26 protein-coding genes are annotated in these 26,040 nt (G+C 65.0%); 14 read left to right on the plus strand and 12 right to left on the minus strand.

The window, feature by feature from the left end; translation table 11 throughout:
- Positions 1-19 precede the first annotated feature (19 nt).
- Positions 20-1,822 carry an aspartate--tRNA ligase gene (aspS, locus tag ACP7BL_RS15945; RefSeq protein WP_426258806.1) on the minus strand — a complete coding sequence of 601 codons (1,803 nt, stop codon included), beginning with the start codon at positions 1,820-1,822 and terminating at the stop codon, positions 20-22.
- 174 nt (positions 1,823-1,996) lie between these two features.
- Between aspS and rnd the strand changes: the two genes are divergently transcribed.
- From rnd to ACP7BL_RS15975, 6 genes are all read left to right on the plus strand, one after another.
- Positions 1,997-3,184 carry a ribonuclease D gene (gene rnd / locus ACP7BL_RS15950; protein WP_426258807.1) on the plus strand — a complete coding sequence of 396 codons (1,188 nt, stop codon included), beginning with the start codon at positions 1,997-1,999 and terminating at the stop codon, positions 3,182-3,184.
- 107 nt (positions 3,185-3,291) lie between these two features.
- Positions 3,292-3,579, plus strand: coding sequence for a RebB family R body protein (locus ACP7BL_RS15955; RefSeq protein ID WP_033967199.1), 288 nt, complete (start codon positions 3,292-3,294; stop codon positions 3,577-3,579).
- A 45-nt stretch (positions 3,580-3,624) separates the two neighbouring features.
- On the plus strand, positions 3,625-3,933 hold the full coding sequence (locus ACP7BL_RS15960; RefSeq protein ID WP_126847384.1) for a RebB family R body protein: 309 nt from the start codon (positions 3,625-3,627) through the stop codon (positions 3,931-3,933).
- A gap of 13 nt (positions 3,934-3,946) precedes the next feature.
- A complete protein-coding gene (locus ACP7BL_RS15965; RefSeq protein WP_185867635.1) occupies positions 3,947-4,414 on the plus strand; it encodes a RebB family R body protein in 468 nt (155 codons plus the stop codon).
- The gene (locus tag ACP7BL_RS15970; RefSeq protein ID WP_426258808.1) at positions 4,411-4,710 is read left to right on the plus strand and encodes a hypothetical protein; all 300 of its coding nucleotides are present in this window, start codon (positions 4,411-4,413) and stop codon (positions 4,708-4,710) included. The genes ACP7BL_RS15965 and ACP7BL_RS15970 overlap by 4 nt, the downstream gene beginning before the upstream one ends.
- Positions 4,711-4,783: 73 nt before the next feature.
- Positions 4,784-5,017: a hypothetical protein gene (locus ACP7BL_RS15975; protein ID WP_426258809.1), complete on the plus strand. Its 234-nt coding sequence runs from the start codon at positions 4,784-4,786 to the stop codon at positions 5,015-5,017.
- Between the two features lie 14 nt (positions 5,018-5,031).
- On the opposite strand, the gene ACP7BL_RS15980 is transcribed toward ACP7BL_RS15975, so the two are convergent.
- The 4 genes from ACP7BL_RS15980 to ACP7BL_RS15995 are packed head-to-tail and all read right to left on the minus strand — an operon-like array spanning position 5,032 to position 10,618.
- Positions 5,032-6,531, minus strand: coding sequence for a Ppx/GppA family phosphatase (locus ACP7BL_RS15980; protein WP_126847376.1), 1,500 nt, complete (start codon positions 6,529-6,531; stop codon positions 5,032-5,034).
- 7 nt (positions 6,532-6,538) lie between these two features.
- A complete protein-coding gene (locus tag ACP7BL_RS15985; RefSeq protein WP_033967194.1) occupies positions 6,539-8,716 on the minus strand; it encodes an RNA degradosome polyphosphate kinase in 2,178 nt (725 codons plus the stop codon).
- A complete protein-coding gene (locus ACP7BL_RS15990; protein ID WP_033967193.1) occupies positions 8,713-9,336 on the minus strand; it encodes an HdaA/DnaA family protein in 624 nt (207 codons plus the stop codon). Before ACP7BL_RS15990 ends, ACP7BL_RS15985 begins: the two co-directional genes overlap by 4 nt.
- Positions 9,337-9,355: 19 nt before the next feature.
- Positions 9,356-10,618 (minus strand): heavy-metal-associated domain-containing protein, encoded by a 1,263-nt coding sequence (locus tag ACP7BL_RS15995; protein ID WP_426258810.1) that lies wholly within the window; start codon positions 10,616-10,618, stop codon positions 9,356-9,358.
- Between the two features lie 62 nt (positions 10,619-10,680).
- On the opposite strand from ACP7BL_RS15995, the gene purM reads away from it, so the two are divergent.
- The 4 genes from purM (at position 10,681) to ACP7BL_RS16015 (ending at position 13,498) form a co-directional block, all read left to right on the plus strand.
- Positions 10,681-11,790 (plus strand): phosphoribosylformylglycinamidine cyclo-ligase, encoded by a 1,110-nt coding sequence (purM, locus tag ACP7BL_RS16000; protein ID WP_033967191.1) that lies wholly within the window; start codon positions 10,681-10,683, stop codon positions 11,788-11,790.
- A gap of 165 nt (positions 11,791-11,955) precedes the next feature.
- Positions 11,956-12,465, plus strand: a complete 510-nt coding sequence (purN, locus tag ACP7BL_RS16005) for a phosphoribosylglycinamide formyltransferase (protein WP_426258815.1) — start codon at positions 11,956-11,958, stop codon at positions 12,463-12,465.
- A complete protein-coding gene (locus tag ACP7BL_RS16010) occupies positions 12,462-12,839 on the plus strand; it encodes an MmcQ/YjbR family DNA-binding protein (protein WP_426258811.1) in 378 nt (125 codons plus the stop codon). Before purN ends, ACP7BL_RS16010 begins: the two co-directional genes overlap by 4 nt.
- Positions 12,836-13,498, plus strand: coding sequence for a hypothetical protein (locus ACP7BL_RS16015; RefSeq protein WP_426258812.1), 663 nt, complete (start codon positions 12,836-12,838; stop codon positions 13,496-13,498). The genes ACP7BL_RS16010 and ACP7BL_RS16015 overlap by 4 nt, the downstream gene beginning before the upstream one ends.
- Here the strand turns inward: ACP7BL_RS16015 and ACP7BL_RS16020 are convergent.
- From ACP7BL_RS16020 to ACP7BL_RS16035, 4 genes are all read right to left on the minus strand, one after another.
- Positions 13,476-14,006 carry a GNAT family N-acetyltransferase gene (locus tag ACP7BL_RS16020; RefSeq protein ID WP_312845341.1) on the minus strand — a complete coding sequence of 177 codons (531 nt, stop codon included), beginning with the start codon at positions 14,004-14,006 and terminating at the stop codon, positions 13,476-13,478. The two genes, ACP7BL_RS16015 and ACP7BL_RS16020, sit on opposite strands and share 23 nt — an antisense overlap.
- 19 nt (positions 14,007-14,025) lie before the next feature.
- A complete protein-coding gene (gene ndk / locus ACP7BL_RS16025) occupies positions 14,026-14,448 on the minus strand; it encodes a nucleoside-diphosphate kinase (protein WP_126847364.1) in 423 nt (140 codons plus the stop codon).
- Between the two features lie 117 nt (positions 14,449-14,565).
- The gene (locus ACP7BL_RS16030; RefSeq protein WP_126847362.1) at positions 14,566-15,006 is read right to left on the minus strand and encodes a DNA polymerase III subunit chi; all 441 of its coding nucleotides are present in this window, start codon (positions 15,004-15,006) and stop codon (positions 14,566-14,568) included.
- Between the two features lie 178 nt (positions 15,007-15,184).
- Complete coding sequence (locus ACP7BL_RS16035) at positions 15,185-16,660, minus strand: leucyl aminopeptidase (protein ID WP_426258813.1); 1,476 nt, start codon at positions 16,658-16,660, stop codon at positions 15,185-15,187.
- 198 nt (positions 16,661-16,858) lie between these two features.
- Between ACP7BL_RS16035 and ACP7BL_RS16040 the strand changes: the two genes are divergently transcribed.
- The 4 genes from ACP7BL_RS16040 (at position 16,859) to rsmA (ending at position 22,443) form a co-directional block, all read left to right on the plus strand.
- Positions 16,859-19,096 carry an LPS-assembly protein LptD gene (locus tag ACP7BL_RS16040; protein ID WP_137902330.1) on the plus strand — a complete coding sequence of 746 codons (2,238 nt, stop codon included), beginning with the start codon at positions 16,859-16,861 and terminating at the stop codon, positions 19,094-19,096.
- Between the two features lie 92 nt (positions 19,097-19,188).
- A complete protein-coding gene (locus tag ACP7BL_RS16045; protein WP_426258814.1) occupies positions 19,189-20,592 on the plus strand; it encodes a peptidylprolyl isomerase in 1,404 nt (467 codons plus the stop codon).
- A gap of 16 nt (positions 20,593-20,608) precedes the next feature.
- On the plus strand, positions 20,609-21,604 hold the full coding sequence (pdxA, locus tag ACP7BL_RS16050) for a 4-hydroxythreonine-4-phosphate dehydrogenase PdxA (RefSeq protein ID WP_126847353.1): 996 nt from the start codon (positions 20,609-20,611) through the stop codon (positions 21,602-21,604).
- Positions 21,601-22,443, plus strand: a complete 843-nt coding sequence (gene rsmA, locus ACP7BL_RS16055) for a 16S rRNA (adenine(1518)-N(6)/adenine(1519)-N(6))-dimethyltransferase RsmA (RefSeq protein WP_137902331.1) — start codon at positions 21,601-21,603, stop codon at positions 22,441-22,443. Before pdxA ends, rsmA begins: the two co-directional genes overlap by 4 nt.
- A gap of 22 nt (positions 22,444-22,465) precedes the next feature.
- Here the strand turns inward: rsmA and ACP7BL_RS16060 are convergent, their stop codons facing one another.
- From ACP7BL_RS16060 to guaB, 3 genes are all read right to left on the minus strand, one after another.
- Positions 22,466-22,972: a tetratricopeptide repeat protein gene (locus tag ACP7BL_RS16060; RefSeq protein ID WP_081988865.1), complete on the minus strand. Its 507-nt coding sequence runs from the start codon at positions 22,970-22,972 to the stop codon at positions 22,466-22,468.
- A 34-nt stretch (positions 22,973-23,006) separates the two neighbouring features.
- Positions 23,007-24,179, minus strand: coding sequence for an RsmB/NOP family class I SAM-dependent RNA methyltransferase (locus ACP7BL_RS16065; protein WP_126847347.1), 1,173 nt, complete (start codon positions 24,177-24,179; stop codon positions 23,007-23,009).
- 123 nt (positions 24,180-24,302) lie between these two features.
- Positions 24,303-25,760, minus strand: coding sequence for an IMP dehydrogenase (gene guaB, locus ACP7BL_RS16070; RefSeq protein ID WP_033963199.1), 1,458 nt, complete (start codon positions 25,758-25,760; stop codon positions 24,303-24,305).
- Positions 25,761-26,040: the final 280 nt, after the last annotated feature.

The raw sequence follows: 26,040 nt of genomic DNA on the forward strand, positions 1-26,040 counted from the left end.
GGCTCGCTTGCGGGCATCCTCAGCCCTCTTGTGCCCGCGCGCCGTCACCGGTCACGCGGATGTTGAGTTCCTTCAACTGCTTTGGCGTCGCGAAATTGGGTGCGCCCATCATCAGATCCTCGGCCTTCTGCGTCATCGGGAAGGTGATGACCTCGCGGATGTTGGGCTCGTCGGCCAGCAGCATGACGATGCGGTCGACCCCCGGTGCCGAGCCGCCATGCGGCGGCGCGCCGAACTTGAAGGCGTTGATCATGCCCGCGAAATTGGTATCGACATCGGCCTGCGTGTACCCGGCAATCTCGAACGCCTTGTACATGATTTCCGGGCGATGGTTCCGGATCGCGCCCGACGACAATTCGATGCCGTTGCAGACGATGTCATATTGGTACGCGAGAATGTCGAGCGGGTCCTTTGTCTCCAGCGCTTCCATCTCGCCCTGCGGCATCGAGAAGGGGTTGTGGCTGAAATCGACCTTCTTCGCGTCCTCATCATATTCGAACATCGGGAAATCGACGATCCAGCAGAATTCGAAGCGCTTCTGGTCGATCAGCTCGAGCTGCTCGGCAACGCGGGTGCGCGCCAGCCCCGCCAGCTTGGCGGCCTGCGCTGCCTTGCCCGCCGAGAAGAAGATGCCGTCATTCGGCCCGATGCCGAGTGCAGCGGCGATCGCCTGCATGCCCTCTTGCCCATGGTTGTTGGCGATCGGCCCGCCGAACACGCCATCCTTCTGCGTGGCATAGCCCAGACCCGGGAAGCCCTCGGACTGCGCCCAGCTGTTCATTTCGTCGAAGAACTTGCGGCTCTTTTCGGCGGTGCCGGGCGCCGGGATCGCGCGCACGACATCGCCCGCTTCGACCATCGAGGCGAAGCGGCCGAAGCCCGAGCCCTTGAAATGCTCCGACACGTCGCTGATCACGATCGGGTTGCGCAGATCGGGCTTGTCATTGCCATATTTCAGCATCGATTCGCGGTACGGAATGCGCTTGAACGGCAGCGGGGAGACGGTGCGCCCCTTGCCCTGCCAGTTTGCGAATTCCTCGAACACGCCGTGCAGCACCGGCTCGATTGCGGCGAACACGTCGTCCTGGGTGACATAGCTCATCTCGAAATCGAGCTGGTAGAATTCACCCGGGCTACGGTCGGCACGCGCATCTTCGTCGCGGAAGCACGGCGCGATCTGGAAATACCGATCGAAGCCCGCCACCATCAGCAACTGCTTGAACATCTGCGGGGCCTGCGGCAGCGCGTAGAACTTGCCCGGATGCACGCGGCTCGGCACCAGATAATCGCGCGCGCCCTCGGGCGAGGAGGCGGTCAGGATCGGCGTCTGGAATTCGGTGAAGCCCTGCCCGATCATCCGCTGGCGCAGCGAGGAAATGACGTTGGAGCGCAGCAGGACGTTGGCGTGCAGCCGCTCGCGCCGCAAATCGAGATAGCGATATTTGAGGCGGATTTCCTCGGGATATTCATTCTCGCCGAACACCGGCATCGGCAATTCCTGCGCCGCCGACTGTACCACGACATCGCGGGCGCGCAGTTCGATTTCGCCGGAAGGCAGCGCCGCATTCACTGTCTCGGGCGAACGCGCCACCACGTCGCCGGTGATGGTGACGACCGACTCGGGGCGCAATTTGTCGAGCACCGCATGGGTCGGGCTGTCGCTGTCGGTGACGATCTGGGTGATGCCATAATGGTCGCGCAGATCGACGAACAGCAGGTTTCCGTGGTCGCGCTTGCGGTGAATCCAGCCGGAAAGCTTGACCGAGGCCCCGACATCGGAGGCGCGAAGCTGGGCACAGGTATGAGTGCGATAGGCGTGCATAAATCTTCTCATGTTCGTCGCCCCGGCGAAGGCCGGGGCCGCTGTGTATCGAAGCGCAACGCCTGACAACGCAGCGGCCCCGGCCTCCGCCGGGGTGACGGCGAATATAGCCGCTGCGCTTCCCTCCCCCACCCACCTTTGTCAACCCGCCCGGCGCTCGCTATGGGGGGCTGTATGCATATCCATCCGCTCATCACCGACAGTGCCACCCTCGCCAATCTCTGCACCCGATTGGCCGAAGCCGACTTCGTCTGCGTCGATACCGAGTTCATGCGCGAGAACACCTTCTGGCCCGAACTCTGCCTGATCCAGATTGCCGATGTGAACGAAGCCGCCGCGATCGATCCGCTCGCCCCCGGCCTCGACATGACGCCGCTGCTGCAATTGCTGGTCAATAATGAGGACGTGCTGAAGGTCTTCCACGCCGGCGGGCAGGATCTCGAAATCGTCTACAACCTCACCGGCACCACCCCGCACCCGCTGTTCGACACCCAAGTCGCCGCGATGGCGCTGGGGCAAGGCGAGCAAGTCGGCTATTCAAATCTGGTCGACGCCTATCTCGGCATCACCGTCGACAAGGGCGCGCGCTTCACCGACTGGAGCCGTCGTCCGCTCGACGCGCGCCAGATCGAATATGCGATTGGCGACGTGACGCATCTCGCCAAGATCTTCCCCAAAATGCTCGAGCGGCTCCGCCGCACCGGGCGCGGGGCCTGGCTCGACCAGGAAATGGAGCGCCTCGGCGACCCCAAGAATTACGCCAATGATCCCGAGGAAGCCTGGCGCCGGATCAAGGTGCCCAGCCGCAAGCCCGAAGTGCTCGGTCGCCTGAAGGCGCTGGCGCGCTGGCGCGAGATCGAGGCGCGCAGCAAGGATCTGCCGCGTGGGCGCATCGTCAAAGATGAGACGATCGCCGATCTGGCGGGTCACGCCCCGCGCAAGCAGGCCGATCTCGCCAAGGTCCGCGGGCTTTCCGCGACATGGGCGCAGAACGATATCGGCGCGCGGCTGATGGCGGCGCTCGAACATGCGCAACCGATGTCGCCCGACGAACTGCCCTCGCGCGACGACCGCAAGCCCGGCATGGGTAAGGACGGCGCGCTGGTCGCCGATTTGCTCAAGCTGCTGCTCAAGATCCGCTCCAAGGAAATCGACGTGGCGGCGCGCTTGCTTGCGCGCACCGATGATCTCGACGCGTTGGCCGCGGGTCAACGCAGCGGTTTGTCGATCCTGGAGGGCTGGCGCTTCGACCAATTCGGCCGCGATGCGCTCGACCTGGTCGAGGGGCGGCTGGCCTTTGCAGTGGTGAACGGCAAGTTGAAGATGACGCGCACCGAGGACGCCCCGGTCTATCCGCAATAATTTTGACGATCAGCCAGCCCCGTTTCTTTCGTTCCGGGTTTCATTGACCGGTAACGTTCGCCATGCAAAGTTTCGATATCGAAACTTTTTGTAGCGGGAGAACGTTCATGGCCTTTCCGACCTCTGTCAACGATCAAGTCACCGACTCGGTTACACAAGCCAACGTCAAGGTTCTGGGTGAGAGCCCGGCGATTGCGATGGGAAATCTGTATCAGGCCACCGCGCAGGCGCTGGCCAATGCCGCGCACAATGCGACAGCGGCACAGCAACAAAGCTACGTAACAGCGCAAGCGGCCACGACGATGGGGGTTGCCACCCTATATTCGATCGATACCGCAAGCACGGGAGCCTCCACGGAAGATATTTTGCAGTCGGGTCGTGTGAGGGGGCTTTAACGCCCCACACATTCGTCTCGAACGACCAAATCCGGAGCACGACCCATGGCTTATCCTACCGCCGTCAACAGCCAGATCACCGATTCTGTTTCGCAAGCTGGCGTGGTCACGCTTGGTTCCGCCCCCGCCGTGGCGTTGGCCTCGCTTTATCAGGCAGTCGCCCAGGCGATCGCGATGGCTGCGCACAACGCTACCTTCGCGCAGCAACAGGCCTATATCACAGCCCAGGCCGCCACGGCGCAGGGCGTCGCCCTGATCTACGCCCAGGCCAACACGTTGCACAGTCCCGCCGCGATGGCCCCGGTGGCCGAAAGCCAACCGGCGGCTGGTCCCGTCGCTTCTGGCGTAGCCTGAAAGGCGGACGATAGTGCAAGACCACACCGACACAAATCCAGCGGCCGAGGCTGCCGCGGAACCGTTCGCTACGGTCAACGCGCAGGTGTTGGACAGCCTAGCGGCAATCCAGGCGCTGACCAAAGGCGCAGCCGACAATCCCGCCGCGGCGATGGTCGAACTGGCGAGCGCCCAGGCCATTGCGCTGGGGCAGCTTCAGGCCGTGATCCGCCAGCAAGCTGATGCGACGATCGCATCCGCGACGACGGCGGCGGCTTGTGCCCAAATCCTGGGCGCACCGCTCCCGCCCGGTCCCGGCGCGCACTCGCCAAACTCGGCAATCGTCGCGGTTTACGAGCAGCAGGCGCGGTTGGCCGTCGACGTCTTGAAGGCGCGCGTTGTGCAAGCCGGTCAGGATGCGGAGGCGGCGACCGCCGCGCTCGCGCGCATCGCGGCGGCAGTGGCGGCTCCCTCGCCCAAGCCAGCAGCGGCTGAGCAATGATGCAGAATGCCGACCCGCAAATCAGGCTGGCGCTTAGTATCGCGGTGCAGGATGCCACCGATGCACTGCGCAATTCCACGATGATTGCCACAGCGGCATCCGCAGCCGGGCTGGCGCGCTTTTTTGCAACCAACGATCGCATCTATCTGGAGGCTGCTAAGGAAGGGCAGCATCTGATTACGAAAGCGATCGAAACGCTGCGGATGGTTGTCGCGATCTCCCAGGACTATGTGGGCGAAGATCACCCCTCGGGTTCAGACGCCGCCGCGCCCAAAGTGAGTACCACTTATGATTGAGCAGGATCCATCGCAACCGCCCGCCGGGCAAGGCGACTCGCAGCGACCGGCGCAAGATGCGGTAGAAGCAGGGATGGCCGCCGCCCAGCAACAGCACCAGGCCGCGATTGCCGCAGTGCAAGCTGCGATGGAGGCCGCACAACAACAGCAACACATCGCGACGGGCGCTGTGCAATCGGCGATCGAGGTTGCCATGAAGCAGCAACGGGACGCGATCGCGGCTGCGCAAGCACAGGTTGAGGCCGCTATGACCGCTGCGATGAAAGCAATGACGACCGCTTCATCGGAGCCCAGCACCGACCATTGACGCGACCGCAGGCGCTACCGCGCCAGGATCAGTGCCTTGCGCCCGAGCGCGGTAGCAAGCGCCGAGTGCCGACGTTCCACCGTTTCGCTGTAAAGTGCCAGATCCCCCGACGCGACGCTGAGCGTGAGCGTGTTGCCATCATCGGCGAGCGACGAGCGTTGCAGCGGCCCGGCCAATCCACCGCTCATTCGCTGGCCCAGCCGCATCGCCAGCCCCCACAACACCGCGTGGCGCAAGTCCGCCGGTGTCGCGAGAACGCCCAGCGGCGCGGGCGTTTCGGTGCCGCCGCCAAGGCTGGTGTAGAGCGCCTGCGCCACCAGCGCGCGGCCACGCGCATCGATTGCGACCCAATTGCCATGCAGTGCGATTTCGACCCCGCGTTCGGCGCGAAATTCCGGGTTGGCACGCCAGCCGACATCGGCAAGCAAACATGCCGCAAGCCGTAGTCGCGCCATGTCCGGCGCATCGCGCGTGAACAGCGGCGCGATCCAGCCATCGAGCAAATCGCCATGTTCGGCAAAGCGGCCATGCCGCCGCCCTTCATCACGCGTTGCGACGATCAGCGGGTCCTGCGCGCGCACGCTTTCGTCGAGCGCGCCGTACAGCAGCCCCTCGCGTAAGCCGAAGGCCGAGACGATCGTCGTCTCGATCTGCAAATGCTTGAGCAACACCACCAGCAAGGCGGTCGCATCGCCCAGCGTCGCGGCGCGCCCCGCCGACAGGCCCGGGATCGCGCGGAGCCAGGCCTTGTTCACATGGCTGATCGTGCGCCCCATCCGCGCGACCGCTTCGGCCGACATCGCATATTCGTGGATGACGGGCAGCGGATAGCTGCCCAAATGCATGTCAAGCCGCGCCAGCGCGCGCCAGGATCCGCCCACCAGATACAGCGGCAGCCCTGCGCCCTTGCCCGTCCACCCGGCGGCATCGAGCAAGCGCGCGACTTGCCGTTGCAGCGCGCCCTGCCCTTTGTCGCGCAGCGCGCCGAGCCGCAGCACGCCAAGCGGGAAAGAGACGCGCTCGCCCACCTTGCCGCCGCTGATGCGGATCAACTCAAGGCTGCCGCCGCCAAGGTCGCCGACGATCCCATCGGCCGCCGGGATCGCCGACAAGACACCGTGTCCGGCCGCCGTCGCTTCCTGTTCGCCGGACAGGAGCTCGACCTCAAGCCCGAGATCGCGCGCCGTGTCGAGCAGGACCTTGCCGTTGGTCGCATCGCGCACAGCAGCGGTTGCAACGGTGCGCAGCCGCGTCACCTCCATCTCGCGCGCGACGGCGGCGAAGCGTGCCAGGGCGTCACTGGCAACCGCAAGCCCCGATTCGGCGATCGTCCCGGTCTCGGCCAGGCCGCGACCGAGTCCTGCCATCACCTTTTCGTTGAACAGGATCGCGGGCAAGCGTTCCGGGCCTTGATAGACGACCAGACGGATCGAGTTGGACCCGATGTCGATGATGCCGGTGCGTGGTTCTCCCGTGATTTCGGGTTTCGCCTTGCGGAACAGAAGCGTCGCCATCGGGCGACTAACGCCGGTTTCGCAGCGAAAGCTTCGGCACCGACCCGCTTGCGGCGAGCGAGGCACCGCGACCGGACAGCGACGGATTGGTCATGAAATAGCGGTGCAGGTTGAATGGTCGCTCGCCCGGCTGGACGCGCACATAGCTGCCATCGGCCTGCAATTCCCAGCTTTGCTCATTGTCGATCAGATTGGCGACCATCACCTGGTCGAGAATCTGTTTGTGAACAGTCCGATTCTCGATCGGCAGCATATATTCGATCCGCCGGTCGAAATTGCGCTGCATCCAGTCGGCGGAGGAAATGAACAACTTGGCACCGTCATTGGGCAAGGCCTTGCCATTGCCGAACGCCCAGATGCGACTGTGTTCCAGAAAACGCCCGATCACTGATTTAACACGGATATTCTCGGACATGCCGGGGACGCCGGGCTTCAGACAGCAAATTCCGCGTACGATCAGGTCGATCTCGACCCCTGCGTTTGAGGCTTCGTACAATTTCTCGATCACGGCGGGGTCGACCACCGAATTCATCTTGGCCCAGATCGCGGCAGGCTTGCCCTCGCGCGCATTGGCGATCTCGGCGTCGATCAACCGCATCAGGCGCGGGCGCAAATCGCGCGGCGACAGGCTGATCAGCGTCATATTCTCGGGTTCGACATAGCCGGTGATGTAGTTGAACATCTGCGCGGCATCGCGCCCGAGCCGCGGGTCGGCGGTGAAGAAGCTGAGGTCGGTATACACCTTCGCTGTGATCGGGTGATAGTTGCCCGTACCGAAATGGCAGTAGGTGCGGTATTGCCCGTTTTCGCGGCGGACGACCATCGAGACCTTGGCATGGGTCTTCCAGTCGATGAAGCCATAGACGACCTGCACCCCGGCCCGCTCCAACGCCGACGCCCAGAGCAGATTCTGCTCCTCATCGAAGCGCGCCTTCAGCTCGACCACCGCAGTCACCGATTTGCCGGCCTCGGCGGCGGCGATCAGCGCGTTGATGACGGCGGGCTGCTTGCCGGCGCGATAGAGCGTCTGCTTGATCGCGACCACGTCGGGGTCCGCTGCGGCCTGTTTGAGGAAGGCCAGCACCACGTCGAAGGTTTCATACGGGTGGTGGACGACAATGTCCTTGGCGCTGATCGCGGCAAAACAGTCGCCGCCATATTCGCGGATGCGCTCGGGGAAGCGCGGCGAGAAGGGCGTGAATTTCAGGTCCGGACGATCCTCATCGACGATCGCCTCCAAGTCACCGACGCCCAGGAACGCTCCGCTTTCAGTGACGAAGGCATCCGATCCGCCAAGCTCGTCGCGCAGTACCGCGCCCAGCCCCTCGGGCATCCCGCTTTCCAGCTCGAGCCGGATGACCCGGCCACGGCGGCGGCGCTTGATGGCATTGGCGAAATAGCGGACGAGATCCTCCGCCTCTTCCTCGATCTCGATGTCGCTGTCGCGCAGCACGCGGAACTCGGCACCGCCGATGACGCGGTAGCCGGGGAACACCAACGGCGCGAAGCGCTTCACCAGCGATTCGACCGCGACATAGCGGGCCTTCTCCCCCGGCAAGCGGATGAAGCGCGGCATCGGTGCCGGGATCATCACCAGTTCGCGGATCGGCTGCTCGTCCGAAATCCGCACCAGATCGAACATCACCGCCAGCCCCTTATTGGGCATGAACGGAAAGGGATGTGCCGGATCGAGCGCTTGCGGCGTGAGGATCGGGAAGAGCTGTTCGCGAAATTGCGTTTCCAGCCAGTGCAGGTCTTCGGGTGACAGCGCTTCGTCGATCGTGCGCGAACTGAGCACGGCGATGCCGGTCTCGGCCAACTGGCGACGCAGGTCGCGCCACACGTCGCGTTGGCTCGTCACCAGAGCGTCGGCTTCGGCGACGATCGCGGCGAGTTGCTGTCCCGAGGTGAGCCCGTCGCTCGACAAGCGGGCGACATCTTGAAGCTGCTGCCCCTTCAGGCCAGCCACACGGACCATGAAGAACTCATCGAGGTTCGAGCCCGAAATCGACAAAAACCGCAGCCGTTCCAGCAGCGGGTGCGCCGTATTGCACGCTTCCTCCAGCACACGCCGGTTGAAGGCGAGCCACGACAGCTCGCGATTGAAATACCGGTCGCTACCCTCGCTCCCCGCAAAGGGGTCGTCGTCGTGGTCCAGGCTCGCAATATGGGCGGGTCGGGTCATGGGTTTTCCATCGATTCGGGTGCGCGACCGGGGATCAACCCCGCTTCCTCCAATGTGGCCCGCGCGAGCGGAATCGACAAGCGTTTGTGGCTTTCCAGCACGACTTGATCGAGCACATCGACCGCGCGTAGCAGCGCAACATGCGTGCGCTCGACCCGGACCACGAGCCATTGAATCAACTCCGGCCGGGCATCGAGCCCGCGCCGCAGGAACTGCCGCTCGAACAGCGCGCGCATCAGGCTCTCGTCCGGATCGCCGATCCGGATCGTCGGGCTTGCGCTCAGCCGCGAGCGCAAATCGGGGAGCTTGATCGACCATTCCGGCGGCGGCGCATCGGCGACGATCACGACCGGGCGGCGATCCTCTTGTGCGCGGTTCCAGGCATGGAAAATCGCCGTCTCGTTCTGCCGTTCGGCATCGTCGATCAAACCGCCACCGGTCTTGGCGGCGAAGATCCGGGCGAGCAGACTCCGGCCTGATTTGCGTGGGCCTGTGACCACCACGGCCATCACCGGCCAGGTGCTCCAGCGCTCGAGCTGCTGCACCGCGCGGGCGTTCGATGGACCAATCAGAAATTCGTCGTCACGCGGATCGGCAGGCCAGTCGAGCGGCAATGCCATTTGGGCCGGAAGCATCCCGTCAACCCGTCGTGTTATCAGCCGGCGGGGCTGCTTGCCCACCTGCGGATGGCTGCCCCGAGCGCCGTATGCGCAGCGTCGCGCCACTGGCAACCACGGTCCAGCCGCGCGCCTCCAGCGCAGCGCGCAACACAGCGGGATCGGCATCGAAGCCGACTCGCATCACCGACACGCCACCGATGGCAAGGCTGGTGGTGACGGCCGAGCGCACCCCCGGCACCACTTGCAATGCCGATTCGGTCGCGGTGACCGAGCCCGCGCTGGGCGTATCGACTTGAATCGTGATCACACTGCCGCTCGCACCCGGTTGAGTGCCAGCCGCGACGTCGCCGGTACCGACATCGCTTGGCGTATCGGTCGGTGTCGCGGCAACGACCGGCGCAACAAAAGCGAGGCCGGGATCGGTCCCCAGCAGCCCCGCGTGCAGCGCCGCCTGATAGGTATCGTCGATCCGCTTGACCCCGGCGTCGAGCAGCACGGGCAACGCATCGGCCCGGTCGACGCGGAGCGAAAATTGCGTGAGCAACCGGTTATCCGGGCCGTGCCGTGCCTCGAACATGCCGATGATCGGCCCGCCCGGCCATTCCCGACGCAGTGTGACCTTGGGGATGAGCACGTCGTTCGCGCCATATTGATCGAGCACCACGCGCCACCAGCCGCGACCGGGCCGCTCGACCTGCCCCAGCGTCAGCAACAGCGCGTCACCGCCGGTGCCGCTCGGCCGAACATAATCCACCGTGCTGTTGCCGGTGCGATAGCGCCGCCACGCGTCCTGCCACGCCGTCTTTTGCTCGAAGCCCGTGGCGACGCCGCCGCTGATCTCGATCGGAATCGTCAGCATTGGGGCCGATCGTGCCGCCTCGGGCGCAATCCCCAGGATTGCACCGGCCTTCGCACGGCTGAACAGCACGCCGAGCCGTGCGACGTAGCGGTTGGGGCCGATCTGCTCGTCCTCGACGACGATCCCCGACACCATTCCGTCAAGCGCACCGTCGGAGAGTGCCGTGGCGCTTTGGCCCATGCGCTGCGCGAGCATTGCCCAGCCCTTGCGCTGTGCGATCCGCCAGCCGGCATAGCGCGCGGCATCGGCGGTTTTGCCGACAACATCCACGGCGATGCCGCTGACCTCATAGCTGCCCGAGCTGTCGGCAGCCGCCAGCCCCTGATCGGGATCGTCGACTTGCGCGAGCACAAGCCCACCGGTCGCCGCAAGGGCAAGCGCAGCGGCGAACTGCAGGGGGCGGGAAAAGCGGCGGATCGACATGTCGGCGCCCTTTTGGCGAAGGAGGCGTGGAAATCCAAGCAGGATATGGCTAGGCGGTCATCATGAGCGATACGAACCCGGACGCGACGTCCTACACCTATGCCCAAGCGGGCGTCTCGATTGCAGCGGGCAACGCCCTGGTCCGGGCGATTGCGCCGCTCGCCAAGTCGACCCGACGATCGGGCGCGGATGCCGAACTCGGCGGTTTTGGTGGCTTTTTCGATCTCAAGGCGGCGGGTTTCGTCGATCCGTTGCTGGTCGCCGCGAACGATGGCGTCGGCACCAAGCTGAAACTGGCGATCGACCACAATGCGCATGATGGAGTCGGAATCGATCTGGTCGCGATGTGCGCCAACGACCTGATCGTGCAGGGTGCCGAGCCGCTGTTCTTCCTCGATTATTATGCGACGGCCAAGATCGATCCGGCGGTGGCGGAGCGCGTGATCGCTTCGATTGCCGAAGGCTGTCGCCAGGCGGGCTGCGCGCTGATCGGCGGCGAGACTGCGGAAATGCCCGGCATGTATGCCGCGGATGACTATGACCTCGCTGGCTTCTGCGTCGGCGCGGTCGAGCGGGACCGCGTGCTGACCGGGCAGGACATTGCGCCGGGAGACGTGCTGCTGGGTCTTGCCTCGTCGGGCGTGCATTCGAACGGCTTCTCACTGGTCCGTCGCCTCGCTGCCGACAAGGGCTGGAAGCTGGCACGCCCGGCGCTGTTCGATGCCGACGTGCTGCTGATCGACGCGCTGATGGCACCCACGCGCATTTACGTGAAGTCACTGCTGCCCTTGCTGGCCGAGCGCCGGATCAAGGGCCTTGCCCATATCACCGGCGGCGGTTTGCTCGAGAATGTGCCGCGCGTGCTGCCCGCAGGCGTCCACGCGCGGATCGATGCCGATGCCTGGCCGCAGCCACGGCTGATGGCGTTCCTGCAAGCGCAGGGCAATATCGAGCCCGAGGAAATGGCGCGCACCTTCAATTGCGGCATCGGCATGGTCGCCGCCGTCGCGCCCGATCAGGTCGAGGCGGTGACGGCAGCGTTGACTGCGGCGGGCGAAACCGTGTTCACCATCGGCGCGGTCCAAGCGGGCGTGCGCGGTTGCACCGTGACGGGCTCGCTGGAAACCTGGGGCGGTCGTAGCGCCTGGACCGCGACGCACAATCATGGGTGACGCGCGCCTGCTCCCCTCCCGCACGCGGGAGGGGCTGGGGGAGGGCCTGACCTCCAACAGCATCGCATCGCGTGAAGACACGCCCCTCCCCCAACCCATCCCGCAGGCGGGAGGGGAGTCTTGAACCGGAAGGTCGGCATCCTGCTCTCGGGCCGCGGCTCCAACATGATGGCGCTGGTCGAGCACGCACGCAGCTATGACGTCGCTTTGGTCGCGTCCGACAAGCCCGATGCCGTCGGCATCGCCTGGGCGCGCGACCGGGGCCTTGCCACCTTCACCCAATCGCCCAAGGGCATTCCCAAGGCCGACTATGAAGCCGCGATCGACGCTGCGCTCCGCGCCGCCGGGGTCGAGGTGATCGCGCTCGCTGGCTATATGCGCTTGCTGTCCGATGATTTCGTCGCGCGCTGGCGTGGGCGGATCATCAACATCCACCCCTCGCTGCTGCCCAAATATAAGGGCCTCGACACCCATGCCCGCGCGATCGCGGCGGGCGATGCGGTGGCGGGCTGCTCGGTCCATGTCGTCACCGAGGAGCTCGATGGCGGCGAAGTGCTCGGCCAGGCCGAAGTGCCGATCCTCCCCGGCGACACCGCCGACACCCTCGCCGCGCGCGTGCTCGCGGCCGAGCATGGTCTTTACCCGTCGGTTCTGGCAGACTTCGTCACGCGATGAGCCCCGATCCCGATATCCCGCTCGCCAAGGTCCGCGCGCTCGCCCTCGCGCTGCCGGAAACGGTCGAGCGAGCATCGCACGGGTCGCCGGGCTTCCTGCTCGAAAAGGGCAAGTTCTTCGCCTATTTCTGGCATAACCATCATGGCGACGGCGAAACCGTGGTGATCGTCAAGACCAATGGCCGCGACGAGCAAGCGATACTGATCGAGCTGGACCCGGAGTGTTATTATAGCCCGCCCTATCTCGGGCCATCTGGCTGGATTGCGATGCGGCTCGATCGCGAAGAGGTCGATTGGGACCGCGTTGGCGATCGGATCGCGATCAGTTGGGAATTGGTGGCGCCGCGGCGCTTGCTGGAAGCGGGTGGACGATGACCGACGATATGACGAAAACCCCGCCCCCGCACGATCCCGCGATCCAGATCGCGGCGACCGAAGCCGTCGCCAAGGCGGAAGCCGCAGCAACGCGGCGGCGTTGGATCAACCTCGGCGAATTTATCGCGGTCGCAGGCCTGCTGATCGCGGGCGGTAGCCTGTATCTCAATTGGTCCGATCACCGCGCCGACCAGGCCGACAAGCAGGTCGCCGCGGTCAAGGCGCAGCGCGACTCCTCGCGCTTCGACGTGCGCGCGGTGCCTGCGGCCAACGGCACGGCTTTGCTGCTCCAGCATGACGACCGCCACCCGATCCGCGATGCCACCGTTACCTTCCCGAGCGAGCTCGGCATCGGCAGCAAGGATACCGTCGGCGATACGATCGAGCGCGGCTGGTTCGAGCATGAAGTGCTGAAGGCAACCGATGGGGCCACGGAAAAGAAAACCGGCCGCCTGCCCGTCCTCATCGCGCTCACCTATTGGGACGGCGACACCCCGCGCACCACGCGCGGCATCTATGATATTGGCTGGAAGGCAGAGGGCGGTTTCCCGTTCGGCCGTTCGCTCAAGCTCGAAAGCCTGCACCTGCACGAACTCGGCGGCACGCAAGCGAGCCTCGATGCGGTGTGGGCCAACGTCAAGCCGAAGCCGAAACCCTAGACGAGAGGTCCAGCGCGTAAATCGGATCGATATGCACTTCGCTGCCGACCTGAAATTCGCGCGTGCCGATGACGCGGAAGCCGTGCCGTTCGTAAAAAGCGCGCGCCCGCGCATTTTGCTCCCACACGCCGAGCAACAGCCGGCGCGCGCCGATCCGCGTCGCATCCTCGATCGCGCGCGCCATCAGCGCAGGCCCAAGGCCGGTCCCATGTGCCTGCCGCAACGAATAGATGCGGCGGAGCTCCATATCAGTCGGCTCCAGCGCAATCGGGAAATTCGGTGCGGTGAGAACGGCGTACCCGAGCGGTGCGTGGCCCGGCTCGATCTCGGCAACGGTCACGATGGTCGCGGGATCGGCGAGCCACACCGCAAAGGCCTCAGCGCGATTGTTCTTGAGACAATGCGCGAGCAAGTCCGCGCCCTCCAAAGACGGCGCATAGGTATCCAGGAAGGTCGCATTGGCGACAAGCGACAGCAGGTCGGCATCCGCCACACCTGCCTGTCGCACGCGCCATTGCATCAGATGATCAGCCGACGATTTCTTCGGGCTTGAAGAAATAGGCGATTTCGATCGCCGCATTCTCGTCCGAATCCGAACCGTGAACGGTGTTGGCTTCGATCGATTCGGCCAGTTCCTTGCGGATCGTGCCCGGCTCGGCATTGGCGGGGTTGGTCGCGCCCATGATGTCGCGGTTACGCTGCATCGCGTTCTCGCCTTCGAGAACCTGCACGACGACCGGGCCCGAGATCATGAACTCGACCAGCTCACCGAAGAACGGGCGTTCCTTGTGGACGGCGTAGAAGCCTTCGGCCTGCTCGCGCGTCATGTGGATGCGCTTGGAGGCGACGACGCGCAGGCCGGCTTCCTCGAGCATCTTGGTGACGGCACCCGTCAGGTTGCGGCGCGTGGCGTCGGGCTTGATGATCGAAAACGTGCGGTTCGCGGCCATGACCGTGAAGCTCCTGTGTTGATAGGTGGGGGATTTGGAAAGTCGCGTGTCCCTAGTCGCGGGGGCGCGGCAAAGCAAGTCTCTGGGCAAGTCTCTGGGCAAGCCTCTGGGCAACCCTCAGGCCGCTTGCTCCCAACGGCCATTGTCATTCTGCTTCCAATACCGCCGTTCGATCCCGGGACGATCGGTCAGCGCTTTCCACGCCACCCGCGCCGCGCCGATGCGGTCTTCGTCGAAGAAATGGAAAGCGCGGTCGAAGCCCAGCGCTTCCTCGCGCCACAGGCCATCGGCAATCGCGATGTTGCGTGCGGTGTTCGCCGCGACCGGCTGCTCGGCAATCAGGATCGGTTGCGCCGCATCGCCCTCCCCGTCGGCCTGCGCATGCGGCAGGAAACTGTCGGCGGCATAGGTCCACAACAAGCGGTCGAGCGCGGCGCGCTGGTCGACGCTCTCCGCCACCACCAGCAACCGCCCGCCCCCCTCGACCACGCGCTCGGCAATGCGCGGCAGCACGCGGTCGAGCGGCTGGAGCGTCAAATGGTAGAAATCGACTTGCACCTACTCCCCTCCCGCTTGCGAGCTCGGGGTCGACAGCGCCCCGCGCTGTCGAGGATGTGCTGGGGGCACATCCGACCCCGAACTGGGCTGGGGGAGGGGAATCCATCGCTGGCACCCGTTCGACCCGAAACACCGCCCTCCCCTAACCCCTCCCGCACAGCGGGAGGGGAACACACGCTCAGCCCTCGAAATTGTCCGCAACGAACCGGTCGAGCAAACGCACGCCATACCCCGTCGCGCCCTTGTCATAGGTCGCACCCGGCTTGTCCGCCCAAACCATACCGGCAATGTCGAGATGCGCCCATTTCACGCCCGGCTCGACGAAGCGCTGGATGAACTGCGCCGCGGTGATCGACCCCGCCCCGCGCGGGCCGACATTCTTCATGTCGGCGATCGGGCTGTCGATCAGCTTGTTATAGGCATCCGACAACGGGAAGCGCCACAACAGGTCGCCCGAGGCCTTGCCCGCTGCCAGCAACTGGTCTGCCAGCGCATCGTCATTCGCGAAGCAGCCGGCATGTTCGTGGCCGAGGCTTACGATCATCGCACCGGTCAGCGTGGCGAGATCGACGATCGTCTTGGGGTGGTGCGTGCGCTGCACCCAGGTGATGACGTCGCACAAGACCAGCCGCCCCTCGGCATCGGTGTTGAGCACTTCGATCGTCTGGCCGGACATGGAGGTTAGCACGTCGCCGGGGCGGATCGCGTCGCCATCGGGCATGTTCTCGACCAGGCCGCACACGCCGATAACATTGGCCTTGGCCTTGCGCCCGGCGAGCGCCTTCATCGCGCCGACCACCGCGCCCGCGCCGCCCATGTCCCACTTCATGTCTTCCATGCCGGGCCCGGGCTTCAGCGAAATGCCGCCAGTGTCGAAGGTCACGCCCTTGCCAACCAGCGCCAGCGCCGGATCGCCCGCGCCCGCGCCATTCCACTTGAGCGCAAGCAACTGCGCCTGCTTGGCCGAACCCTGCGACACGCCGAGCAAGGAGCCCATGCCCAGTTCGCGCATCTCGGCTTCGCCCAGCACGGTGATCTCCAGGCCCAGCCCCTCGACCTCGGCGCGCACCTTGGCGACGAAGGTTTCGGGATAGATCACGTTTGGCGGCTCGGCCACCAGCGTGCGGGTCAGTTCCAGGCCCTCGGTCAGCGCCTTCTGCTTGCTCCACGCCGCATCGGTGCCCTCAGGCGCGCCGTGCAGCACGATCGTGGTCAGAGTCGGCTTGGATTTCTCGGGCAGCTTGGTGCGATAGATGTCATGCCGCCAGCCGCGCTGTGCGGCAGCCGCCGCGAAACGCGCCGCCGCCTTTGGCGTGGCCCCGGCGCTACCGAAATCGACGCTGACCGTCTGCACGCCGGAAGTCAGCAAGCGCGCGGTCAATGCACCACCGGCCCGCTCATACTCGGCCTCTCCTGCCGCCCCGGTGCCCAGCAACAGGACACGCCGCACGCCACCGGTGCCATCGGCAACAAAAGTTTCGACCACAGCGGCCGCTTCCCCGTCAAACCGGCTCGCCTGCGCTGCCGCCTTCACCAGATCGAGCGCAGCCGCGTCGATCAGCGTTGTCGCGAGACGCGCGAGCCCCTCTTTCTCGACAAGAAGGGCGATGGCGGCACCCGACGCGGGGGCGGCGCTGGAAAAATCGATCTGCATTATGGGGAGGCCTCGGTTACGAAAAAAATGCGATGAGTCGCGCGTTCTTAGGACAGCGACGCGTCGCTGGCAAAGCGGGGGCACCGAATTCGCCGCAGCACGATTGCAGCAAAGCGGTGTCGATGCGATAGGGCGGGATCGACCAGCGGCAACCGGGGTACATCCGGGGCCTTCTCGCAACAGGGTGCTTGTTCCGACGTGAAGCGTGCCGTTCTCCTTGCCACTTGTGTGTTTCCCGCTGTGCTGCTCGCCAATCCGGCGTGTGCGCAGGATTTGCAAACGCGTCCGGTAACGCCCCCGCCCCCATCGAGCACGCCGAGCGCGAGCGACGATCAGGTTCAGTTCACCGCGACCAACCTGGAATATGACAGCAAGGAGGACATCGTCACCGCAACGGGCGATGTCCGTATGTACCGCTCCGGCGACCGCCTGCGCGCCGACAAGGTGGTGTGGAACCGAAAGACCGGGAAGGTTCACGCGAGCGGCAACATCGCGGTCGTCAATCCGGGTGGCGATACGGCCTATGGCGATTCGATCGAACTGACCGATGCGCTGAAGGACGGCGTCGTCGACAATATGTTGCTGGTGCTGGAAAAGGGCGGACGCCTGGCGGCACGCAAGGGCACGCGCTCGCTCGATGAAGTCGTCGTGCTGGAGGATGCGGCGTACACGCCGTGCGCGGTGACCGATTCCAGCAACTGCCCGAAAGAGCCGACATGGAAGATCACGGCGGTTCGCGTACTCTATCGCCCCGATCGCGGCCGGATCTATTATACGGGCGCGCGCATCAACCTGTTCGGCTTGCCGACGCTGCCGCTGCCCGCCTTTTCCAATCCTGTCGGCGAAGGCAACAATAGCGGCCTGCTCTCACCCGATTTCCGCTACGGCCGAGTCAATGGCTTCGAATTTGCGCAGCCGTATCACTTCGCGCTGGCCCCCAATAAGGGGCTGACGATCACCCCGCGCTTTTTCAGCGCGGTGCTGCCGATGCTCAAGGCGGAGTATCAGGAACTCAACACGCTCGGTTCCTATTCGATCAAGGCGTACGCCACCGCCAGCCCGCGCAGTGCCGATCTGCTCACCCCGACCGCGCCCGGCACGCCCGATTCGTTTCGCGGCTATCTGGATGGGGTGGCCCGCTTCCAGCTCGATGAGAATTGGAGCGTCAGCGGATCGCTGCGCTTGACCACCGATCGCACCTTCCTGCGTCGCTATGACATTTCGCAGGACGATCGCCTGCGCACCACCGCGAATGTCGAGCGCATCGATACCGACAGCTATTTCTCGATCGCCGGCTGGTACGTCCAGACGATGCGCGTCGGCGATCGCCAGGGCCTGCAACCGATCGCGCTGCCCGAAATCGATTACCGCCACCGTTTTACCGACAGCTTGCTGGGCGGCACGTTCGAACTGCAAGCCAACAGCCTCGCGATTTCGCGTCCGGCGGGCCAGGATACGCAACGCGCCTTTGCCAGCGCGCAGTGGGATCTGCGCAAATTGACGCCCTGGGGCCAGGAGGTGACATTCACAGCGTTCGGTCGCGGCGATGTGTACAATGCCAACGACACGCTGGCCACGACGGTGGCGAGCTATCGCGGCAATGAAGGGATCAGTGCGCGCGCGATCGGCGCATTCGCAATCGATGTGAAGTGGCCGTTCATCGGCACCTTCCTGGGCGGCACGCAGCGCCTGACCCCGCGGTTTCAAGTGGTCGCTTCGCCGCAGACGACCAATCTTGCCGTGCCGAACGAAGATTCCCGGGCAGTCGATCTCGAGGATTCCAACCTGTTCGCCCTGAACCGCTTCCCGGGATACGACCGGTTCGAGGATTCGACTCGCTTCACTTATGGGGTCGATTGGTCGGCCGATCTTCCCGGTTTTTCGATTTCGACCAATATCGGTCAGAGCTATCGCCTGAACAATCGCGAAACGCTGTTTCCCGATGGGACGGGGCTTTCGGGCCGGGTCTCCGACATCGTCGGGCGCACGGAAATTCGCTATCGTGATTTCGTCTCGATCACGCATCGCTATCGCCTCGACAAGGGCAATCTGGCGATTCGCCGCAACGAGGTGGACGCAAGGGTCGGCTCGCGCAGCACCTATGTTCTCATCGGCTATCTCCGGCTCAATCGCAACATCGACCCGACGCTGGAGGATCTGCGCGACCGCGAGGAAGTGCGCTTGGGCGCACGCGTGCAGGTCACCAAATTCTGGTCGGTCTTCGGATCGACCGTGATCGACCTCACCGACCGCAACGAAGATCCGCTGTCGCTGGCCAACGGTTTCGATCCGGTCCGGCACCGTTTGGGTTTCCAATATGAGGATGATTGCCTCCGCCTGGGGGTGACGTGGAAGCGCGATTATCAGGACACCGGCGACGCGCGTGCCGGCAACAGCTTCCTGTTGACGCTGGCATTCAAAAATCTTGGCCGCTAAGCACTGGTTCAGGCGGCCTGTTGCACGGCCTTTTCCAAGGGCTCGTTGGGCTGAGCAGAAACGCAGACCGCGCGGGATGGGATTTTAACTACGTGAAGACTGATATCACCAAGAAGACCGGCGCAACCACCACCGGCCTCGGTTCGCTCGGCCGCCGTTTGGCGCTCGGTGCGGCACTCGTCGCGCTTGTTTCGAGCAGCGGCGGTTCGATCGCTCAGACCGTACCCGATGATGCGACGCCCGCCGTGGGGCTCGACATTCCGAAGAACCTGCAGATTTTCGGCAAGGTCGATCCCAACGTTCGCAAGCCGACTGCGATCGTCAACGGGGCGGTCATCACCGGCACCGATATCGACCAGCGCGTCGCCTTGCTGGTGGCGGCGCGCGACCTGAAGCTGTCGCCCGAGGAAATGGCGCAGTACAAATTGCTGACCGCGCGCCAGTTGATCGACGAAACGTTGCAGATCCAGCAGGCCAAGACCGCCGAGGTCAAGATTGCGCCCGACGAGGTCAACAAGAGCTATGAGACCGTCGCGCGCAACTTCGGCAAATCCGTCGCCGAAATGCGGGCCTATCTGCGCGGTATCGGTTCCTCGGAGCGGTCGCTCAAGCGCCAGATCGAAGCCGAGCTTTCGTGGAACCGCTATTTGCGGCGCAAGGTCGACATCAAAGTCGGCGACGAAGAGGTCAACGCCATCATCGAGAAGCTGAAGAAGCAGCAGGGCACGACCGAATATCACGTGCGCGAAATCTACCTGAAGGCAGATCCGGATCGCGCGCAGGAAGTGTTCAACCAGGCGCAACAGATTATCGGTTCGATCCAGAAGCGCGAAAAGGGCGAGGACACGTTCGGCTATTATGCGCGCCTGTCCGACGCCACCACGCGTGCGACCGACGGCGATCTCGACTGGTTGAGCGAAACGCAGTTGGCGCAATTGCCGCCGACGCTGGTTGAGGCGATCAAGTCGATGACGCCCGAGCATCTGGCTGGCCCGATCGAGGTGCCGGGCGGTTTCTCGATCATCTATCTGGTCGACACGCGCAAGGTCGGCGTCGCCGATCCGATGGACGCCAAGCTGACGCTCAAGCAGCTCAGCGTGCGCTTTGCCGACGGCACGACGCAGGCCCAGGCCGATGCGCGCGTTACCGAGTTCGCCAAGCTGAGCCAGACGATTCACGGTTGCGGTGAAGTCGCCAAGGTTGCGACCGCGCTCGGTGCCGACGTGGTCGACAATGATTCGGTGCGGATCAAGGATCTGCCGGGACCGCTGCGCGAGATCATGCTGAAACTGCAGGTCGGCGAATCGACCCCGCCCTTCGGGTCGGCGAAGGACGGCATCCGCTCGCTGGTGCTGTGCGGGCGCGACGAAGCGACTGGGCCGCGCATTCCCGGCGTCGAGCAGGTCCGAACTTCGATGGAAAATTCACGCGTGAACCTGCGCGCGAACCAGTTGCTCCGCGATTTGCGACGCGACGCGATCATCGAATATCGCTGACCGGGGAGAAAACGCCATGCTCGCGCCGCTCGCCATATCGATGGGGGATCCGGCCGGGATCGGCCCCGAGATCATCGCCAAAGCCTGGGCGCAGCGCGTTGCGGAGGGATTGCCGCCGTTCTTTGCCACGGGCGACGCCAGGGCGATCGCGGCGGTGTGGGATGGACCGGTAGAGCCGATCTCGCACCCGGAAGATACCAACCGCGTGTTCGAGACTGCGTTGCCGGTGCTGACGGTCGAGGATGGCGGCGAAATCATGCCCGGCATTCCCGATGTCGAGGGTGCACGCTGTGCGCTGCGCGCGCTGGAGCTCGCGGCGGGCCTGGTGCGTTCCGGTGCCGCGCGCGCATTGGTGACGGGGCCGGTGTCGAAGGCGCAACTGTATAAAATCGGCTTCAACCATCCGGGGCAGACCGAGTTCGTGGCCGAACGTTGCGGCATAGCGGGCGAGAATGCGGTGATGATGCTGGCTGGCCCTGACTTGCGCGTCGTTCCGATCACCACCCACGTTCCGCTTGCTGCAGTGAGCGGATTGTTGTCGATCGAACTGCTCGTATCGAAAGCGCGCGCGACAGCGCGCGGGCTGATGCGCAATTTCGGGATCCTCAAGCCTCGCATCGTCTTTGCCGGCTTCAACCCCCATGCCGGGGAAAGCGGTGCGATCGGTCGCGAGGAGATCGACCTGATCGCCCCCGCGATCGAGATCCTGCAAAGCGAAGGGATCGACGCGACCGGGCCCTTTGCTGCCGACACGATGTTCCATGCCCGCGCCCGCGCGACCTATGACGCTGCGATGTGCTGCTATCACGATCAGGCGCTGATCCCGATCAAGACGCTGTATTTCGACTCGGGCGTGAACATCACGCTCGGCTTGCCGATCGTGCGCACGTCGCCCGATCACGGGACTGCGTTCAACATTGCCGGCAAGAACATTGCCGAGCCCGGCGCGACGATCGCCGCGATCCGGCTGGCGGGCGAGGCAGCCGAGCGCCGCGCTGCCGCCGACGCGTGAGCCAGCCCGCTTCGGTGCCCCCGCGCCCCGACCTTCCACCACTGCGCGACGTTATTGCACGCTACGGTCTGAATGCGAGCAAGGCGCTTGGGCAGAATTTCCTGCTCGATGCGCAATTGCTGGCGCGGATCGCACGGATTCCCGGCGACTTGAACGACGCCGAAGTGCTGGAGATTGGCCCCGGCCCCGGCGGCTTGACCCGCGCCTTGCTGGCGGCGGGTGCTCGCGTCACGGCGATCGAACGCGATCATCGCTGTATCCCCGCGCTGGCTGAACTGGGCGAGGCGTTTCCCGGCAAGCTGCGCGTGATCGAGGGCGATGCGCTGGAGATCGACGCCGCATCGCTGTTCGAGGGCAAGCCGCACATCGCCTCCAACCTGCCTTATAATATCGGCACGGCGTTGCTGGTACGCTGGCTGTCGGCGGAGTGGGCTCCGTGGTGGCAAAGCCTGACCTTGATGTTCCAGCGCGAGGTGGCCGACCGCATCGTCGCGCCAACCGACGGCGAGGCGTATGGGCGGCTTGCGGTGCTCGCGCAGTGGCGGTCGCGTGCCACGCTGGCGATGCCGGTCCACCGCTCGGCTTTCACCCCACCGCCCAAGGTGATGTCGGCGGTGGTGCATATCGTGCCCGCAGATGCGCCTGAGGGCGTCCGCTTCGCGACGCTGGAGCGGCTGACGGCCGCTGCGTTCGGGCAGCGTCGCAAGATGCTCCGGCAAAGCCTCAAAGGCGTTACTGGCGCGCTTGAGGCGCTGGAGCGCGTTGGCATCGACCCAACGCGGCGCGCCGAGACCGTCAGCGTCACCGAGTTCGTCGCCTTGGCGCGCGCGCTGGGCTAGTCGCTCCTCCCCGTTCCGGGGTTCAGTCTTTCTTGGGAGCTGCCGCCGGTGCCGCTGCTGCGGCCGTTACGATGGGTGGCCCCTTCGCGATCGATGCCGTCAGCGCGGCTACCTCGGGACAAGGCCGCTTGCCACACACCGTCTTGATCCGCGCGAGATTTTCGCGCGCGCGCGCGACTGCGCCTTTGGCGACCAGCGCCTCGCCCTGCCCGCTCAAGGCAACGACGTCATTGGGATCAAGCGATAACGCCTCGCGATACAAGCGGATCGCCTTGCCCGGCAGGCCGCGTGTCTTGGCCACTTCCGCGAGCGTCACGAACGCACCGCGATTGCGCGGATCGACCGCAAGCGCGCTTTCCAGCGTGTCGGTCGCGGCGTCGAGATTGCCCGCCGCCTGCAGCGCCCGACCGCGCGCGAGCAGCGCCATCGACCGCCCGTCGATCGTATCCTCACCGCGTTGTCCCTGCACCGCAGTCGCAACGGTGAGCAGCGTCAGCGCAGCGGCGACGGCGACAGACGTATAACGCATGAGATACTCCAGCTTTGGCACGACGACAGAGCTATCACGCGTGTTGCAATCGCGCGACAAAAAACCCGTCGGTCGCATCGTGTGCCGGAGTCAGCCGCGTGCCCGCGCCATGCGCGCGTCCTGCTCCCAGATCGACCGACTGCGCGCGCCACCCCGGATTGGCCGCGAGGAATGCCGCGACTTGCCCAGCCCCTTCTTCGTCGAGCAGCGAACAGACGATGTAAACGAGGGTGCCGCCCGGCTTGACCAGCGTCGCGCCGACTTCGAGGACATGGCGCTGCGTCTCGACCAGCCGCTCGATCCTGTCCGGGGTCAGCCGCCAGCGCGCCTCGGGATTGCGCCGCCACGTGCCGGTGCCCGAACAGGGGGCATCGATCAGCACGCAATCGGCGCTGCCGAGCCAATCGTCGAGCATCTCGACTTCGCGTCCGGGATTGAGCAGCCGCGTTTCGATGATCCCGGCGCGCGCGCGTTCCGCCCGCGGGGCAAGGCGGGAGAGGCGGGCGCGATCAGTATCGGTGGCGAGCAGGGCCCCCTGCCCGCCCATCGCCGCCGCAAGCGCCAGCGTCTTGCCGCCTGCGCCTGCACACAGATCGACGATACGCTGGCCCGGCTGGGCCCGCGCAGCGAGCGTGACGAACTGGCTGCCTGCATCCTGCACTTCGATCGCACCATGATTGTAGGCCGGGAGTTGTTCGACCTGCGTGCCAGAGGGCAGACGCAACCCGTTTGGCAACCCGGCAATCGGCTCGGCTCCCTCAATCTCGATCACTTCGTCGATCACGCGGTTGATCCGCGCATCGAGCGGCGCGCGGTCGATCAGGGCCGGAAATTCGGAATCATCCAGCCCCGATTGGCGCAAGCGATCGAGGATCCAGTTGGGCGCGATGCCGGTCTTGGCCGGGGTTTCGCTCGGTCCGATCACTGCCGGGCCGTGGCCGACGCCGTCAAAGGTCGCGGCAAGTTCCGGGTCCGCCTTGGCCAGCGCCAGCAACGCCGCGCGGCCCGAGGCCGGACGTTCGCCGAGTGCCCGGATCGCGGCATAGACCAATTCGCGCACCGCGCGCCGGTCCTTCGATCCAGCATAACGCCGCGTCGCAAAGTAGCGCGCGACGATCGTATCCGCCGCCGCCCCCGAATCGCGTGCGCCCGCGATGATCTGGTCGAGCAGTTCGATCGCGGCTTGGGTGCGGGCAGATGGGGTCATGGCATCTTTCTCCCTCTCCCCTTCAGGGGAGAGGGTCGGGGAGAGGGGGACGCAACGGGAAGGCGGCGCAACATTGCCCCTCTCCCCAGCCCTCTCCCCGCAAGCGGGGAGAGGGAGATGCAGTTAGCGCGTCGGGTAATTCGGTGCTTCGCGCGTAATATCGACGTCGTGGACGTGGCTTTCCTTCAACCCCGCACCCGTAATCTGCACGAAGCGCGCGCGCTCCTGCAGGTCCTTAAGCGTGGCCGAGCCGGTATAGCCCATCGCCGCGCGAATCCCGCCGACGAGCTGATGGATCACGTCCTTGGCCGGGCCCTTGAACGCCACCTGGCCCTCAATGCCCTCGGGCACCAGCTTCATCTGGTCCTTGATGTCGCCCTGGAAATAGCGATCAGCCGATCCGCGACCCATCGCGCCGACCGAACCCATGCCGCGATACGATTTGTACGCGCGCCCCTGATACAGGAAGGTCTCTCCCGGCGCTTCCTCGGTGCCCGCCAGCAGCGACCCGATCATGCACGCCGAAGCACCCGCCGCCAGCGCCTTGGCGAGGTCGCCCGAGGTCCGCAGGCCCCCGTCGGCGATCACCGGCACGCCCGCCTTCAGGCCGATTTCGGCGCAATCCATCACTGCCGTCAATTGCGGCACGCCGACGCCTGCGACCACGCGCGTGGTGCAGATCGAGCCCGGCCCGATGCCGACCTTGATGCCATCCGCGCCCGCATCGATCAGCGCGCGCGTTGCCTCGGCAGTGGCGACGTTGCCCGCAATCACCTGCACCGAATTGCTGAGCTTCTTCACCCGCTCGACCGCGCGCGCAACGTCGCGATTATGGCCGTGTGCGGTGTCGATCACCACCAGATCGAGTTCGGCATCGACCAGCGCCTCGGTGCGGGCAAACCCCTTGTCGCCCACCGTCGTTGCGGCGGCGACGCGCAAGCGCCCGGCAGCATCCTTGGTAGCGTTGGGATAGGTGACAGCTTTCTCGATATCCTTGACGGTGATCAGGCCAACGCAGCGATATTGCTCGTCCACCACCAACAGCTTCTCGATCCGGCGCTGATGGAGCAGACGGCGCGCCTCTTCCTTGCCGACGCCGGTCGAGACGGTCGCGAGATTCTCGTGGGTCATCAGCTCCGACACCGGCTGATGCGGGTTTTCGGCAAAGCGCACGTCGCGATTGGTAAGGATGCCGACGAGTTTGCCATCGGCCTCGACCACGGGGATACCGCTGATGCGGTTGCGCACCATCAAAGCCTGCGCCTCGGCGAGCGTCGCACCGGGCGCGATCGTGATCGGGTTGACGACCATGCCGCTTTCGAAGCGCTTGACCGCTCGCACTGCGGCGACTTGTTCGTCAATCTCGAGATTGCGATGCAGCACACCGATGCCGCCCAATTGCGCCATCACAATCGCCATGTCCGCCTCGGTCACGGTGTCCATTGCAGACGACAGGATCGGGATATCGAGCGCGATACCCTTGGTCACGTGCGTCGCGGTGTTGGTCTGGCTCGGTACGATGTCGGATTCCGCCGGCACCAGCAGGACATCGTCGAAGGTTAAGCCGAGTCGAATGTCCATGGGATGCCGTGTCCTGCGCGTAGTGGGGAGCGAGTCGTGGCGGTCCATGTAAACGCCGACCCGCCGATACGCTAGGGGTGTGGAAGAACGTCGTGCGACTGACCTGGCCTGCGCACCCCATCCCGGTCGAGCGGCGGCCGCGTATCGCTGACCGGCACCGGGGGACTGTCAGGATTTCCGTGTGTGGGCGGGCATAATGGGTAAAGAGGAGATCCCATATGTCCCGACGCAAAGAACCTGCGATACCGAATGAGCTTCTCGACCAGTTGCTGGCGGGCGG

This window comes from Sphingomonas sp. DC1600-2, assembly GCF_049897605.1.
In the GTDB taxonomy this organism is placed as follows: Bacteria; Pseudomonadota; Alphaproteobacteria; order Sphingomonadales; family Sphingomonadaceae; genus Sphingomonas.

Excerpts from the sequence above, each read along its gene's own strand:
- aspS (WP_426258806.1), bottom strand. The coding sequence starts at position 1,822 with ATGCACGCCTATCGCACTCATACCTGTGCCCAGCTTCGCGCCTCCGAT.
- rnd (WP_426258807.1), top strand. The coding sequence starts at position 1,997 with ATGCATATCCATCCGCTCATCACCGACAGTGCCACCCTCGCCAATCTC.
- ACP7BL_RS15955 (WP_033967199.1), top strand. The coding sequence starts at position 3,292 with ATGGCCTTTCCGACCTCTGTCAACGATCAAGTCACCGACTCGGTTACA.
- ACP7BL_RS15960 (WP_126847384.1), top strand. The coding sequence starts at position 3,625 with ATGGCTTATCCTACCGCCGTCAACAGCCAGATCACCGATTCTGTTTCG.
- ACP7BL_RS15970 (WP_426258808.1), top strand. The coding sequence starts at position 4,411 with ATGATGCAGAATGCCGACCCGCAAATCAGGCTGGCGCTTAGTATCGCG.
- ACP7BL_RS15975 (WP_426258809.1), top strand. The coding sequence starts at position 4,784 with ATGGCCGCCGCCCAGCAACAGCACCAGGCCGCGATTGCCGCAGTGCAA.
- ACP7BL_RS15980 (WP_126847376.1), bottom strand. The coding sequence starts at position 6,531 with ATGGCGACGCTTCTGTTCCGCAAGGCGAAACCCGAAATCACGGGAGAA.
- ACP7BL_RS15985 (WP_033967194.1), bottom strand. The coding sequence starts at position 8,716 with ATGACCCGACCCGCCCATATTGCGAGCCTGGACCACGACGACGACCCC.
- ACP7BL_RS15990 (WP_033967193.1), bottom strand. The coding sequence starts at position 9,336 with ATGGCATTGCCGCTCGACTGGCCTGCCGATCCGCGTGACGACGAATTT.
- ACP7BL_RS15995 (WP_426258810.1), bottom strand. The coding sequence starts at position 10,618 with ATGTCGATCCGCCGCTTTTCCCGCCCCCTGCAGTTCGCCGCTGCGCTT.
- purM (WP_033967191.1), top strand. The coding sequence starts at position 10,681 with ATGAGCGATACGAACCCGGACGCGACGTCCTACACCTATGCCCAAGCG.
- purN (WP_426258815.1), top strand. The coding sequence starts at position 11,956 with ATGATGGCGCTGGTCGAGCACGCACGCAGCTATGACGTCGCTTTGGTC.
- ACP7BL_RS16010 (WP_426258811.1), top strand. The coding sequence starts at position 12,462 with ATGAGCCCCGATCCCGATATCCCGCTCGCCAAGGTCCGCGCGCTCGCC.
- ACP7BL_RS16015 (WP_426258812.1), top strand. The coding sequence starts at position 12,836 with ATGACCGACGATATGACGAAAACCCCGCCCCCGCACGATCCCGCGATC.
- ndk (WP_126847364.1), bottom strand. The coding sequence starts at position 14,448 with ATGGCCGCGAACCGCACGTTTTCGATCATCAAGCCCGACGCCACGCGC.
- ACP7BL_RS16035 (WP_426258813.1), bottom strand. The coding sequence starts at position 16,660 with ATGCAGATCGATTTTTCCAGCGCCGCCCCCGCGTCGGGTGCCGCCATC.
- pdxA (WP_126847353.1), top strand. The coding sequence starts at position 20,609 with ATGCTCGCGCCGCTCGCCATATCGATGGGGGATCCGGCCGGGATCGGC.
- ACP7BL_RS16060 (WP_081988865.1), bottom strand. The coding sequence starts at position 22,972 with ATGCGTTATACGTCTGTCGCCGTCGCCGCTGCGCTGACGCTGCTCACC.
- ACP7BL_RS16065 (WP_126847347.1), bottom strand. The coding sequence starts at position 24,179 with ATGACCCCATCTGCCCGCACCCAAGCCGCGATCGAACTGCTCGACCAG.
- guaB (WP_033963199.1), bottom strand. The coding sequence starts at position 25,760 with ATGGACATTCGACTCGGCTTAACCTTCGACGATGTCCTGCTGGTGCCG.